The 13,693-nt window shown below is 60.4% G+C and carries 12 protein-coding genes and 1 pseudogene; 8 read left to right on the top strand and 5 right to left on the bottom strand.

The window, feature by feature from the left end; genetic code table 11:
• The 4 genes and pseudogenes from WCA85_RS06225 to WCA85_RS06210 form a co-directional block, all read left to right on the top strand.
• Nucleotides 1-186, top strand: a pseudogene (locus WCA85_RS06225) (hypothetical protein); the annotation flags it as partial.
• Nucleotides 187-210: 24 nt separating this feature from the next.
• Nucleotides 211-669 carry an N-acetyltransferase family protein gene (locus WCA85_RS06220; RefSeq protein WP_424062292.1) on the top strand — a complete coding sequence of 153 codons (459 nt, stop codon included), beginning with the start codon at nucleotides 211-213 and terminating at the stop codon, nucleotides 667-669.
• A 328-nt stretch (nucleotides 670-997) separates the two neighbouring features.
• Nucleotides 998-2,149, top strand: a complete 1,152-nt coding sequence (locus tag WCA85_RS06215; RefSeq protein WP_424062291.1) for a peptidyl-alpha-hydroxyglycine alpha-amidating lyase family protein — start codon at nucleotides 998-1,000, stop codon at nucleotides 2,147-2,149.
• Between the two features lie 235 nt (nucleotides 2,150-2,384).
• Nucleotides 2,385-3,704, top strand: coding sequence for an MFS transporter (locus WCA85_RS06210; RefSeq protein WP_424062290.1), 1,320 nt, complete (start codon nucleotides 2,385-2,387; stop codon nucleotides 3,702-3,704).
• Between the two features lie 105 nt (nucleotides 3,705-3,809).
• Here the strand turns inward: WCA85_RS06210 and WCA85_RS06205 are convergent, their stop codons facing one another.
• The 4 genes from WCA85_RS06205 to WCA85_RS06190 all read right to left on the bottom strand — a co-directional run bounded on the left by WCA85_RS06205 (nucleotide 3,810) and on the right by WCA85_RS06190 (nucleotide 8,191).
• Complete coding sequence (locus tag WCA85_RS06205; RefSeq protein WP_424062289.1) at nucleotides 3,810-4,715, bottom strand: ABC transporter permease; 906 nt, start codon at nucleotides 4,713-4,715, stop codon at nucleotides 3,810-3,812.
• A gap of 1 nt (nucleotide 4,716) precedes the next feature.
• Nucleotides 4,717-5,631 (bottom strand): ABC transporter permease, encoded by a 915-nt coding sequence (locus tag WCA85_RS06200; protein ID WP_424062288.1) that lies wholly within the window; start codon nucleotides 5,629-5,631, stop codon nucleotides 4,717-4,719.
• A gap of 83 nt (nucleotides 5,632-5,714) precedes the next feature.
• Complete coding sequence (locus WCA85_RS06195) at nucleotides 5,715-7,022, bottom strand: ABC transporter substrate-binding protein (protein ID WP_424062287.1); 1,308 nt, start codon at nucleotides 7,020-7,022, stop codon at nucleotides 5,715-5,717.
• A 110-nt stretch (nucleotides 7,023-7,132) separates the two neighbouring features.
• Nucleotides 7,133-8,191 carry an ABC transporter ATP-binding protein gene (locus WCA85_RS06190; protein WP_424062286.1) on the bottom strand — a complete coding sequence of 353 codons (1,059 nt, stop codon included), beginning with the start codon at nucleotides 8,189-8,191 and terminating at the stop codon, nucleotides 7,133-7,135.
• A gap of 318 nt (nucleotides 8,192-8,509) precedes the next feature.
• Between WCA85_RS06190 and WCA85_RS06185 the strand changes: the two genes are divergently transcribed.
• From WCA85_RS06185 to WCA85_RS06175, 3 genes are read left to right on the top strand one after another with little or no spacing between them, the layout of a single operon-like run.
• Nucleotides 8,510-9,487 carry a polysaccharide deacetylase family protein gene (locus WCA85_RS06185; RefSeq protein ID WP_424062285.1) on the top strand — a complete coding sequence of 326 codons (978 nt, stop codon included), beginning with the start codon at nucleotides 8,510-8,512 and terminating at the stop codon, nucleotides 9,485-9,487.
• A complete protein-coding gene (locus tag WCA85_RS06180) occupies nucleotides 9,484-10,200 on the top strand; it encodes a GntR family transcriptional regulator (RefSeq protein WP_424062284.1) in 717 nt (238 codons plus the stop codon). The genes WCA85_RS06185 and WCA85_RS06180 overlap by 4 nt, the downstream gene beginning before the upstream one ends.
• 16 nt (nucleotides 10,201-10,216) lie before the next feature.
• Nucleotides 10,217-10,807: a flavin reductase family protein gene (locus WCA85_RS06175; RefSeq protein ID WP_424062283.1), complete on the top strand. Its 591-nt coding sequence runs from the start codon at nucleotides 10,217-10,219 to the stop codon at nucleotides 10,805-10,807.
• 84 nt (nucleotides 10,808-10,891) lie between these two features.
• Here the strand turns inward: WCA85_RS06175 and WCA85_RS06170 are convergent, their stop codons facing one another.
• Nucleotides 10,892-11,659, bottom strand: coding sequence for a DUF4410 domain-containing protein (locus WCA85_RS06170; RefSeq protein WP_424062293.1), 768 nt, complete (start codon nucleotides 11,657-11,659; stop codon nucleotides 10,892-10,894).
• Between the two features lie 608 nt (nucleotides 11,660-12,267).
• Between WCA85_RS06170 and WCA85_RS06165 the strand changes: the two genes are divergently transcribed.
• Nucleotides 12,268-13,693 (top strand): filamentous hemagglutinin N-terminal domain-containing protein (locus tag WCA85_RS06165; protein WP_424062282.1); only part of this gene is annotated, 1,426 nt, incomplete at its 3' end.

Here is a 13,693-nt window from a genome sequence, read left to right as displayed (position 1 = left end):
CCTTTGCTTGGTGGCCCGGGTGCGGCAGCGTCGGCGCCCGCATCGGCCGCTACGGCGCCGCTTATTGCCCCGCCTATTGCCCCGACTATTGTGGCGCCGGGTGGGGCGCAGCGAAGTGGCGCGTTCCCGCCTGAGGCGCCAGACTCGACGCCCACGCCGACGCCTGACGTGCCGGAAACAAACTAACGCGCTCTCAACCGGAGCTTTAGCATGGAAACAATCGCCTTTCGCAGCGCACTCCTCGACGATGTCCCCGCCATCGTCGCGCTCCTCGCTGATGATCCGCTCGGGAGTCAGCGCGAAAGGCTCGGTACGCCACTTGATGCATGCTACGTCGCCGCGTTTCGGGCCATTGAAGCCGATACGAATCAGCAACTGGTGGTCGTCGCCGACGGTGATGAGGTGATCGGCACGCTACAACTTTCCTTCATTCCAGGCATCGCGCGCATGGGCGCGTGGCGCGGACAAATCGAAGCGGTACGCATTGCCGCTCATCGCCGCGACTCTGGCCTGGGTCAGAAGATGTTCGAATGGGCGATCGAGCAGTGCCGTGCACGCGGCTGCAACCTTGTACAACTGACCACGGACAAGAGTCGTGCGGACGCCCATCGCTTCTATGAAAAGCTGGGCTTCGTGGCCAGCCATGAGGGCTACAAGATGGCGTTGTAGATGCGCGGTATGTCCGTGGGCGATGGCATGAACGGACTGGTCAAGTTCAATGCGCGCTTCGGAACAGTTGAACTATAGTGGGAACTACACTGACCGGCTGTACGGTGTGGTTAATGCTCCGGAGGTTGGCTGGCGGCAGAAAGCCTTCGCGTTAGCCGTATCATCATGACGCTCCACACGCTGGTGTAACGGAAAGATGCATCACGGCTTGAAGGAGACATACAGAGCGAATTGAAACGGATACTGCCCAGAGGCGGTCATGCCGCACGCGGCAGGGTGACGACGACCGTGACACAGCACGGTCTGTCTAAAAGGAGGAGATGAACGAATGATTGACCATGATTCGGAATCCTGTCCATGCTGCGGCGACCCGCAGCACCGCTTGCTCACCCGGCGGCGCTTTCTTGCTCTCGCAGGCCAGGGCGCCGCAGCGCTCGCTCTGGCGCCGCGTTTTGGCTACGCTGAAACGACGGTGCCTGAAATTCCATACGAGTCCGTGCCCGATCCCGTTCGCTTGCCGCTGGATATGTATTTCGGCGAGTGTTCGGGCGTTGCGCTGAATTCGAAGGGTCATATCTTCGTGCTATCGCGCGGCAACACCAGCGGTCCGGCTTATGGCGCCGCCGCCGCGCAACTGTTCGAATTTGCACCGAACGGGCGGTTTATCCGGGAGATCGGCCGCAACCTGTATGCGTGGTCGTTTGCGCATACCGTCAAGGTCGACGTTCACGACAATATCTGGGTGACCGACAAAGGCTCAGACATGGTGATCAAGTTCACTCCCGAGGGCCGCGTCGCGATGGTGTTCGGTCGCAAACAGGAGGCTGCAGATGAAGAGACCGGCCCGCTCAAGCATCCGAATCCGCCGTTGCCTGCCGAGCCCGGGCGCTTCCGTCAGGTGACCGATGTGGCTTGGGACAAGGCCGGCAACACCTATATCAGCGACGGCTATATCAACTCGCGCGTTGCCAAGGTGGATAAAGATGGTAACTGGCTGAAGTCATGGGGCGAGCGCGGCACGGGTCCGGGTCAGTTCCACACACCGCATAGCATCGCGCTCGACGCGAACGGTAGCGTCTATGTCGCGGACCGCAGCAACCGCCGTATCCAGGTGTTCGACCAGGAGGGCAATTTCCAGCGTCAGTTCACCATCGACGTCCCCGTGCCGCCCAACGCCCGTCCCGCTATCGGCTACGCGCCCGATGAGGCTGCCATTGCCGCAGGGACCTTTGCGCCAGGCTCGCCCTGGGCAATCTGTATTTCGCCGGGTCCGAACCAGGTGCTTTACAGTTCCGACGCTTTCCCTGGGCGCATCTACAAGCTGTCGCTCGACGGTCAGGTGTTGGGCGTTCTGGGTGAGTCAGGCAAGCAACTCAAGCAGTTCGGCTGGATTCATCAGATGGCGTGCCCGTCTGACAACGTCCTGTATGTTGCCGAGTTGCTGAACTGGCGGGTGCAGAAGCTCGTGCTGCATGCCTGAGTCAGTGGTTGCGAGTGTGTTTACCACTTGTTCACGGGTTGCGAACGGGTCGAACACGGTTTGATCTGGACAGGGGTGGGCACTGCGCTCACCCTGCATTTTCCTTACTGCCTGAATCGCCTTGTCGCTAGCGTTGCCAGCCTTACAGACTGTCTGTCGAGGACTAATATGTGGGGGTAAGGGCTGTGCCGAAAGATGACAATGAACGGCATATTTAAACGATTCAGGAGACGACATGCAACCCGACATTCCCAACGCGGCGCTTGCCGGCACGGCGCCGCCGCTCTCCAAGTTCGGCGCGGTGCTGCGCGTGACGAGCGGTAATTTCCTCGAGCAATTCGATTTCTTCCTGTTCGGTTTCTACGCAACCTATATCGCACGGACCTTCTTCCCGGCGGCCAGCGAGTTTGCCTCACTGATGCAAACCTTTGCCGTGTTCGGCGCCGGCTTCCTGATGCGGCCACTTGGGGCGATTATCCTCGGCGCGTATATCGACAAGGTGGGCCGACGGACTGGCCTGATCGTCACCCTCGCCATCATGGCAAGCGGGACGATCCTGATTGCCTGCGTGCCGGGGTATGCGTCGATTGGGCTGCTGGCACCGGCGCTCGTATTGCTCGGGCGGCTGCTGCAGGGGTTTTCGGCGGGAGCCGAACTGGGTGGCGTGTCGGTCTATCTGGCGGAGATGGCCACGCCCGGCAAGAAGGGCTTTTATACCGCGTGGCAATCGGCCAGCCAGCAAGTGGCGATTGTGGTGGCCGCAGCACTCGGCTTTGCGCTGAACATTATGCTGACGCCCGCGCAAATCGGCGGCTGGGGTTGGCGCGTGCCGTTTTTGATCGGCTGCATGATCGTGCCGTTTCTCTACGTCTTGCGGCGCTCACTGCAGGAAACCGCCGAGTTCAAGACACGTCGCCATCATCCGGCTACGTCCGAGGTGTTCCGCTCGATGCTCGTCAACTGGAAGACGGTGGTCGCCGGCATGATGATGGTCGCGATGACCACGACGACCTTTTATCTGATCACCGTCTATACGCCGACCTTTGGCCGCTCGGTGCTGCATTTGAGCACGGCAGACAGCCTCGTCGTGACCTTCCTTGTGGGGATATCGAATTTTATCTGGCTACCCATTGGCGGCGCGGTTTCGGATCGCATTGGGCGGCGGCCGCTGTTGCTGTTCATCTCGGCGCTCGCGATCTTGACCTCGTATCCAGCGCTCGAGTGGCTCGCCCACGCCCCGAGCTTCCTGCGCATGCTGACGGTCCTGTTGTACTTCTCGTTCTTCTTCGGCGTTTATAACGGCGCGATGGTGGCGGCCCTCACGGAAGTGATGCCGGTGGAAGTGCGTGTTGCCGGCTTCTCGTTGGCGTATAGCCTCGCCACCGCGATATTCGGCGGCTTTACGCCGGCTGTCTCGACATTCCTGATCGAAATGACCGGTGACAAGGCCGCACCGGCTTACTGGATGATTTTCGCGGCCGCGTGTGGATTGATTGCGACCCTCGTGCTGTATCGGCGGGGCGGAGCGGCTGAATTGCAGGCGAAGCTTGGGTGACGTTGGGGTGGTCCGTCCGATGCCGCTTCGCTCGCGATTCGACCTGTAATCGCGAGCGAAGGGCTTCGATAAGCACGCACGTCAAGCGCACGCGTTACGCGCCCGTTAGCGCGCTGCGGCCGCCGTGCGTCTGCGGGTCAGCCAGCGTACCGCGAGCAGACATACCGTCATAACCGTCAACGACAGAACGGTTGTCATTGTGCCAAGTGCATAGATCACCGGTGTGGTCACTGACGTAGTCAAGCCCTGCAGTTCCAGCGGCAAGGTGTTCTGATCGCCGATTGCCTGCGAAGTGCGGGCAATTTCATCCCACGAGAGCGTGAAGCCGAACATGCCGACACCGATCACCGACGGTCCAATGATCGGCAAGACGATATGGCGGAAGTTTTGCCAGGGTGTTGCGCCCAGATCACGTCCCGCCTCTTCAAAGGCCGGGTTGAAACGGTTGAATACGGCGAACATCACCAGCAAACCGAACGGCAAGGTCCACGTGAGATGCGCGCCGAGCGCCGAGGTGAAAAGGCCCATCGAGGTCGTGTAATTGTCCGCAAAGGACTGGTGTCCCGAGACGGTGGCGAGATACTTCACGCCGCTATCCAGCAGACGGAACGTGAGTCCAATGCCGAGCGACACGATGATCGACGGCATGATGAGACTCGCCACCGAAACATAAAACACCGCCGTGTCGCCGCGAAAGCGTTTGCGAAAAGCGAGCCCAGCGGCGACGGAAAACAGCACGGTCAGCACAGTGACTGTCAGCGCAAGGCGGACCGAGCGCATCACGGCCCCCCAGATGTCCACATCCCCCACGCCATCACGCAACGCTGAAAACCAATGCAGCGAGACTCCCCTCATTGGAAAGGTGAGGCCGCCTTCCGGTCCCTGAAACGACAGGATGAAAATCGTGATCACAGGGCCGTAGAGGAACAGCACGAACAGGCCGAACAGCAACGCGAGCCAGTAGAAACTGGGGGGACGCCGCTCGCGATGCTTGAGGCGAATGGCCTGCATGTCAAAGCTCCTTGCGGATGTCGACCACCCGCGTCAAACCCCAGACAATCATCAGCACGACAGCCAGAAGGATGATCGCGTTGGCGGCGGCGGCGGGAAACTGCAGGTAGCCCGTTTGCACCTGAATGATCTTGCCGACCGATGCAATCTGCTGGCCGCCCATCACGCCGACCGTCAGGAAGTCGCCCATTACGATGGTAATCACGAAGATCGAACCGATCACGATGCCGGTCTTCGATAGCGGCAGTACCACGTCGCGAATCACCTGCCAGCCGCTCGCGCCTGCGTCGCGCGCGGCTTCGAGCAACGAGCGATCGATGCGCATCATCGCGTTGAAGATCGGCACGATCATGAAAAACGTGAACAGGTGAACGAAGGCAAGCACAACTGAGAAATTCGAATACAGCAACCACTCGAGTGGCTTGTCGATCAGGTGTGCGCCAAGCAGCGCCTGGTTGACGAGGCCGTTGCGACCCAGCAGCGGAATCCAGGAGATCATTCGGATCACGTTCGAGGTCCAGAACGGGATCGTGCAGATCAGAAAGAGGATGGTCTGCATCGCGGTGGTGCGAACATGGAAAGCTAGAAAATACGCAATCGAAAAGCCCAGAACCAGCGTCACCGCCCACACTATCGCGCAGAACTTCAACGTCGACAGATAAGTCTTGAATGTGACGCACATGTCCGTCATTGACGAACAGCCATCGAAAATCGCCGCGTAGTTCTTCAGCGTGAACGCAGGGATGATCTGGTACTCGTTGTAGTCCCAGAAGCTCACGATCAGCGTGATAACGAGCGGCACGATAAAAAACAGCACGAACGTCAAGGTGAGCGGGGTGGCCTGCAACCACGCGGAGGCACGCCAGCGCCGCGCGGGTTTTGCGGCTGCGTGGGCGGAAAGGTCGATCGATGCCATGGCGGGATATCCGTCTTAGGGGAACTGCGATGGCCGGCGCGCAGGCACCGGCCATCGAACCCTGTGTTACATCGGTATGCGAACTAGGCCGCGATGAACTCGTTCCACTTCTGCACCATATAGATGTTCTCGTCCATCACCGCGTTCCAGCAGGCAATCGCGCTCATCCGCTCGACGTACGAACCGCCGTCGCGCACCGTGCCTGCCTTTTCGAGCAACTGGCCGTCCGGCGCCTTGATGTCCTGGGCGGCCGGCTTGCCTTCGATCCAATAGTCCCACTCGTAGGACTCCATGTGCGACTTGGCGGTTTCGAGTACGCCGGAGTAGTAGCCTTGACGCATCAGGTAAGCGCCCGCCCAGCCGTCCTGGAACCAGTTAACGAATTCATAGGCGGCATCGAGCTTCCTGCCCTGCAGCGAGCGCGGAAATCCGAAGCCCGCGGCCCACGAACGATAGCCTTCCTTAAGCGGCTGAAACTTGCACGCTATACCCATGGTTCGCACCTTGGTCACGGCCGGCGACCACATTGACTGGATCACCACTTCGCCCGAGGCCATCAGGTTCACGCTTTCGTTGAAGTCCTTCCAGAAGGCGCGAAACTGTCCGGCGTGCTTGGCATCGATCAGGATCTTGATGGTTTGATCGATTTCGGCCTTGGTCATGTTGCCCTTGTCACCGTACTTGACATGGCCCATTGCTTCGATGGCCATCGCCGAGTCCATGATGCCGATCGCGGGAATGTTTAGCAGTGCTGCGCGGCCTTTGAATTCGGGGTTCAGCAATTCTGCCCAACTGTTGATGGGGCGCTTGATCAGATCCGGCCGAATGCCGAGTGTGTCGGCGTTATACGTGGTCGGGATCAGCGTCATCCACTCGGTGGGCGTGGGGGAGAACTCGGTTGAGCGCGGGCCGGTCAGGAACATCACCTTCTTCGGCGCGGTGCCCTGATCGCCGATCTTCTTGCCGTCGATCTCGCCCTTGGTCAACACCGGCGTGATCTTGTCGGCGAGCTTGATCCTTTTCGCGTCCATGCCGGCCAGTGTGCCGGCAGGGATCAGCTTCTTCAGCGAGAAGTATTCGGTATCGACGATATCGAACGAATTGGGCTGGGTGATGATGCGCTTGGAGATGTCATCCGTGGTGAGGGGAATGTACTGAATCTCGATGCCGGTATCTTCCTTGAACTTCTTGGCGATATCCGAACTCTGGTTGACCGCTGTGCCCAGATAGCGCAATACGATCTTCTCCTGCGCATGCACGTACGGGAAACCGGCGATACCCGCTGCAGCCACCGCGCCCTTGATGAGGGTCCGGCGCTTCAGGCCTTTTTCCGTCAACTCGGGCTCGGCCGCTGGTGCCGCAACTGCCGGGTTCTCGTTCTGCTCACTCATTGCATTCTCCTCAGGTGAAATTGTGCTTTATTGATGCGCAAGACAATGGACAAACGTGTGGATGGCGGTATCGGCGATGATGTTTCTCCCATGCACGGCGAGCCCGTGTTTCAGGCGGCCAGCGGATGCGCGTCCCGTTCGTTCCACCAGACCACGACCCGCGCGTCGGGACCGAGACGGGCCGGATCATATTCGCTATCGCTGACCAGTGAGACGAGTTCGGGGGAGCCATCGAGCGGCACCAGCGTCATACGCAAATGGGTGCCCTGGTATTCGGCCTCGCGCACCGTGCACGGCACGCCGCCAATGCGCGTGAGACCGCCTTCACCCGCTGGCGTCTGGACTGGCGTGACGCCATGCGGCACGACCCGCAGGTGGTCGGCACGCACGGTAAACAAACGCCCGTTGGTGCTGAATACGTTATGACCGCCGAGAAAGCGGGCGACGAATTCAGTGCGCGGCCGGTTGAAGACTTCGTGTGGCGTGCCGCTTTGTTCGATATGGCCGTGACTCATGACGACCACCAGATCGGCCAGCGCCATCGCTTCTTCCTGCGAGTGCGTGACGTGCACGAAAGTGATACCGAGTTCCTTCTGCCAGCGCTTGAGTTCGGCGCGCATCTGCACCCGCAGGAACGGATCGAGGGCGGATAGCGGTTCGTCGAGCAGCAGGCAGCGCGGTTGGTTCAGAAGCGCACGCGCGAGCGCCACGCGTTGCTGCTGGCCGCCTGATAACTGGGCGGGTTTGCGCTCGGCATACGCAGACATGGCCACGAGTTCGAGAAGCTCGCCGGCGCGCTTGCGGCGCGCATCCTTGGCGACGCCACGCATCTTCAGACTGAACGCAACGTTATCGAGCGCGCTCAGGTGGGGAAACAGCGCGTAGCTTTGAAACACCATGGCCGTGCCGCGCGCAGCGGGTTCTTCACGGGTGACGTTGCGTCCGGCGATCAGCACATCGCCCTCCGTCACCGATTCGTGACCCGCGATCATCCGTAACGTCGAGGTCTTGCCGCAGCCAGAAGGCCCGAGCAGACAGCAGTACTGCCCACCCGGAATGCGCAGGTCGATCGCATTCACGGCGAGCGAGTCGCCGTATTGCTTCGAGACGTGCACCAGCTCGATATCGGCGGCCTCGGTGTGGAGCACGGTGGAAGCGGGCTGAGTCATGAAGAAAGCGTCCTCGTAGTCAGGCAGATGAGCAGGCAGACGAACAGGGCGGCGAAGGCACGAGCGCTGCGAATGCGAAGCCCCTCAAATGCAAGACGTGTGCCACGCGACGCATCGAACGCCAAACAATCGCCAACAGGTGGCGCCAGCTAATGTCTACGAGTTGGCTCACATATTGCAAACGATCTGAAGCTCGAATCGTTGGCGATTTTTGTTCAGCTTCTTGCGCAATCGCGGTGCGTCTTCGGTCCGTCACGGGGCATCGTCACGCCAAACCGGTTCATGCGGACCGCTAACTGATACTTATGGCTGCTCTAAATGAATGACACACGGAACATGCCCAGCGCGGCGGATCGCGCCCGCGAACCGCTCGCCGCGCATGGCCGCTTTCCTTACCGGCCCATTACAGATGCGGACGCTTTCCGCTGGCCCGGTGGCGCGGGACTCGCGGTTTATCTGGGCTTTAACATCGAACACTTTGCGTTCGGCGAGGGCTTGGGCGCCGCGCTTGGACCTGTCTCGCCGCAGCCCGACGTGCTCAATTACAGCTGGCGTGAGTACGGCAACCGGGTGGGTGCATGGCGCTGTATCGAACTCTTCGATCAACTGGAGATGCCGGCAGGCACGCTGATCAATACCGCGCTATACGACCATTGTCCGGAACTCATCGCCGCCTGCGTGGCGCGCGGCGATGAACTGATCGGCCACGGACATACGAACGCGCATCGGCAGAGCGATCTCGACGAAAGCGCGGAGCGCGAACTGCTGCTGCATTGCCGTGAACGGATTGCCGCCGAAAGCGGTAAGCCGCCTGCGGGCTGGCTTTCGCCGTGGATCTCCGAATCGCGTCTGACGCCTGATCTGCTGAAAGAAACGGGCTACCGGTATACATTGAACTGGTGCCACGACGACCGGCCGGTGCGCATGGCGACAAGAGGCGCACCGCTATGGGCAATTCCGTATCCCCAGGAACTGAACGACTTGCCGATGCTGGTGGGGCGCCAGATGGACGCCTGCGCCTTTGCCGACATGATCATCGATCAGTTCGACGAAATGCTCGGGCAGGTCAACCGTGCGGGGCAGCGCGGAGGCGAGCCACAGGCGCTGGTGATGGGCGTTGCGTTGCATCCGTATCTGGTGGGGCAGCCGTACCGCCTGCGGCACTTGCGCCGGGCGTTGCAGCATATCGCGGCGGCGCGTAACAAGGGCGACGTATGGATGACAACGCCAGGGGCGATTGCGGACTACATGGACGAAGTGGAATGCAACGAAAGCGCGCGCCAGACAGCGAAATGACAACGATACCCACGACACGGGCCGTGAAAAGCGCGGCAACGAACGATGCGGACATCGACGCCCGCATTTATCAGTCGATCTTCGATGGCGTGCTTGATCATCGCCTGACGCCTGGAACGAAGCTTCCCGAACCCGAACTATGCCAACTGTTCGGCGTGGGCCGCGCCGTGGTGCGGCGTGTGCTGGAGAAACTCGCGTACGACGGCATTGTCGTGTTGCGGCCCAACAAGGGGGCGGTGATTGCGGCACCGACGCCCGAGGAGACGCGGGAGATTTTCGAAGCGCGCCGCTCACTGGAAAGCGCATTGGTGGAGCTCGCGGTGCAACGCGCGAGCCCCGACGATATCGAAGCACTCAGGCAACAGCTTGCTGAGGAACACGAGGCCATGCACCGCTTCGACCAGCCGTCGTGGGCAAGGCTTACGAGCTGTTTTCATTTGCGCATCGGCGCGCTGGCGGGCAACTCGATTCTGCAAACCTATCTGACGGAGCTGATTTCCCGCTGCTCGCTGATCGTTGGGGTGTACGAAGCACCCGGCAACGCACCTTGCGAGCATGACGAACACGCTGCGATTGTAGATTGCATCGAAGCGCGCGACGCCTCTGGGGCAGTGGCCCGCATGGCCGCGCATCTTCGCGAACTGGAAGAGCGGATTGAAACGTCGCGCATGCCGGGAGAGAAAAGCCTCGGTCAATTGCTCGGCATTACCTGAACCAGGGCGGGCACGCATGGAAATCGACTTCGAAGCGATTACCGAGTATCAGCGTTACAAACTGATGGCGAGCCTTATCGTGCCCCGACCCATTGCGCTCGTTACGACACTCGGCGTGGATGGCACGGTCAACGCGGCGCCGTTCTCGATGTTCAACATGATGGGTGAGGAACCGCCTATCGTGATGGTGAGCATCAACCGCCTGCCGGATGGTGGTTTGAAGGATACAGCCGTGAACATTGCACGTACAGGTGAGTTTGTCGTCCATCTCGCCGACGAAGCGATTGCGCAGAAAATGCATCGCTGTGGTGAGCGCTTGCCGCCCGATGTGAGCGAACTCGCGCACGTGGGGCTGACACCCGTGGCGAGTTCGCGCGTCGCGCCTCCGCGGATTGCTGAAGCGCCCGTTGCGTTCGAGTGCACCTTGTGGGAGACGCTGGAAACGACGAGCCGACATATTTTTATCGGCCGGGTGCATCGCTTGCATGCGCGTGACGAACTGATCGACACAGAAACGTGGCGCGTGCGTATGCAACACTACTTTCCGGTGGGTCGCTTCGGCGCAAGCGACTATGTGACGACACGGGACCGGTTTACGCTGGGTTGACGGGCCGTGTGCCCGGGCGGCATAACGTGCACCGCCTCGTCAATCCGACGAGGCGGCGGTGGCTTCAGTTCTGCACGCTACCCTTTAGCCCTTGGTGTGTTCAGCGAGCATCCAGCCTTGCGCTTTGCCGATTTGCGCCACCTGTTTCGCGATGGATTTCGCCAGTTTCTTCGCATCGGCGCTTGCACCGTCCTGTTTCGTCTCCGAGACGCCGTGCATGCCGGCGCCCATCGCGGCCGAGGTCGCGATATGACCTGCGGCCGCGCCGACGCCTGCTGTTTCTGCAATGCCAGGCATTTTGCCGCTGTCCGCGCTGGCCGCGAAACTTTGCACCAGTTGCGGCGTGCCGCCGGCCGGTTTGTAGAGAAGCTGAACCGACGTGCTGAGTTCGCTCTTGCCTGCACCGAGGCCGATCAGCATGCGGCGGCGACGGTTGCCCGCATCGATGGTGTCAAATTTGCCCTCGACGATCAGCACGTTTTGATCGGCGGGCGCGGGAGTGTCTGAACGGATCGCACGCAGACCCATGGATTGCAACTGATGAACGATCTCATCGGCCACTTGTTCGCGGACCTGGGCAGCTTGTTCCGCCTGCTTCTGCGCCGGCGTGGCAGGATCGAATTCCGACTTGATCTTCTGGATCACACCGCTGTTATCGAGCTTCACCTGGTCCGCGCTGCTGTCGAACGCGTACACGTAGATATTATCGGGCCGCACTGGCGTTACGGCCGAATACGAAGTTGCGTTGGTGACGCCGCCGGCGCATCCCGCAAGCAATGCGCAAAGAACCAGTGCTGCTGCCGAAGCGCAACGCGCGCCTTTTCTGCCGATCGTTTGAATTGAAGTCAACATCATGCTCATCCTGTCTCCGACACGGGAGTGTCGCTATTCGCTTGAACATATCGTCCGATGATTGCGAAACCGCAGGAAGATGTTTGTCCGCGCTTTCGTTCATGCTCGATACACCTTGCTGAACTCATGCACTCTTGCAGGCGCACCGGCAGCAGAAGCGAGTATGGAGGAATGGGCCTTTGATCTCCATTCAGGAATTATGTCGAACCATGTCATGCGTGTAACGTGGTTCGGAGTGCTTTGACTAATGCATCGATGGTACGCAGATTTTTATGCAGGTAATGCCGGTCGTGCTTACCGCTAAATTCCGCGGGCTGCCCCAATTCGCAGTAGGCGAGCTTCAGATAAACCCCAGCGCTTGAAAGCTGATGATATCGGCAAAGGCGCGGTAGAGCCTCGCTGATGGCCTTTGCTTTCTGCGGTAGAGGCGACCGAGGCGCAATCAGACATGTCAATTTTTGCGTCAATCGTTGCACCCCCTCAAACCTTGACGATTCTTGACACATTCTTCCTGTCGCTTTCTGTAAGTTACGGAGTCTTTACTGATTCGTAATTGAAGAACATTGAACCAGAGAACATACAGGCTGGCGTACAGCCGGGTGAGAGGCATGCTCGTCGCCGTCGAGGAGTCGGCAACGGCCACGGGCAAAGGAAATGGCGAGACTGCTGCAACGAGGCGTGTGCTGGCGGGTCAATCCAGCCCGCGCCATACATTGCGGTTCGCTTTGAGAAGCATTGCGCTCGCGGCCCTTGCGCTGCTCGGCGTGGCCCCTGCGTTCACAACGGCGCAGATCGTCGCTGCGCCCGGTTCCGGCGCGCAGGTCATATCATCGCAGAACGGCTTGCCACAGGTGAACATCGTTCGGCCGTCCGGCGCGGGCGTGTCGGTGAACACGTACAACCAGTTCGACGTTCAGAAGCCTGGTGCGATCCTTAACAACTCGCCCACCATCGTGCAGACGCAGCAGGCGGGCATGATCAACGGCAATCCGAACTTGGGGGCGGGACAGTCGGCGAAGATCATCGTCAATCAGGTCAACAGCAGCGCGGCGAGCCAGATCAACGGCTATCTCGGAGTCGCCGGTCCGCGGGCAGAAGTGGTCATCGCAAACGGCTCGGGCATCAGCGTGAACGGCGGTGGCTTCATCAACACCTCGCACGCGATCCTCACGACCGGCACGCCGAACTATGGCGCGGACGGCAGCCTGACGGGCTTCAATGTGACCGGCGGCAACGTCATTATCCAGGGCACGGGCATGAATGCCGGCAACGTCGACCAGGTCGATCTGATTGCGCGCGCCGTGCAGGCCAATGCCACGATCTTTGCGAAGAACCTGAACGTCATCGCGGGCGCCAATAGTATCGATCACGGCACGCTGAATCCCACGCCTATCGCCGGCAACGGACCCGCGCCGGGCGTCTCCATCGACGTGAGCAACCTGGGTGGCATGTACGCGAATCGTATCGTTCTCCTGGGCACAGAGAACGGTGTAGGCGTATCGACCAAGGGCGTGCTTGCAGCGCAGGCGGGCGACCTGATTCTGACGACGCAGGGCAAGCTCATCCTCGCGGGACAGACCAACGCGAGCGGCAATATTGCGATCAACGCGCACGATGGCATCGTTAACAGCGGCACGACCTACGCGCAGCAGTCGTTGAGCGCGAACACATCGGGCGTGCTGATGAACAGCGGCACACTTGCCGCACAGCAGAATACAGGCGCAAGTGCCGGCAGCATCGCATCGACCGGCACGCTTGGCTCAGGTATCAATAGCGATGGTTCGATTGCGAGCGCGGGCGAATTGAACCTGAACGCAAGCGGCGCACTGACGGCCACCGGTCGCAATGCAGCGGGCGGCAGCGCGACAATACAGGGCGCATCAGTCAATCTCGCCGGCAGCAGTACATCGGCAAATGGGAACCTGACACTAGCCGCGACGGCTGGCGACCTGAACACATCGGGCGCAACGACGACCGCGGGCACTGCACTGACGGCCAGCACCGCCGGCACGCTGACGAACGACGACGGCGCGC

The sequence above is a fragment of the Paraburkholderia sp. genome, assembly GCF_049581445.1.
GTDB lineage: Bacteria > Pseudomonadota > Gammaproteobacteria > Burkholderiales > Burkholderiaceae > Paraburkholderia.
This window is presented reverse-complemented; position numbering and strand designations above follow the sequence as displayed.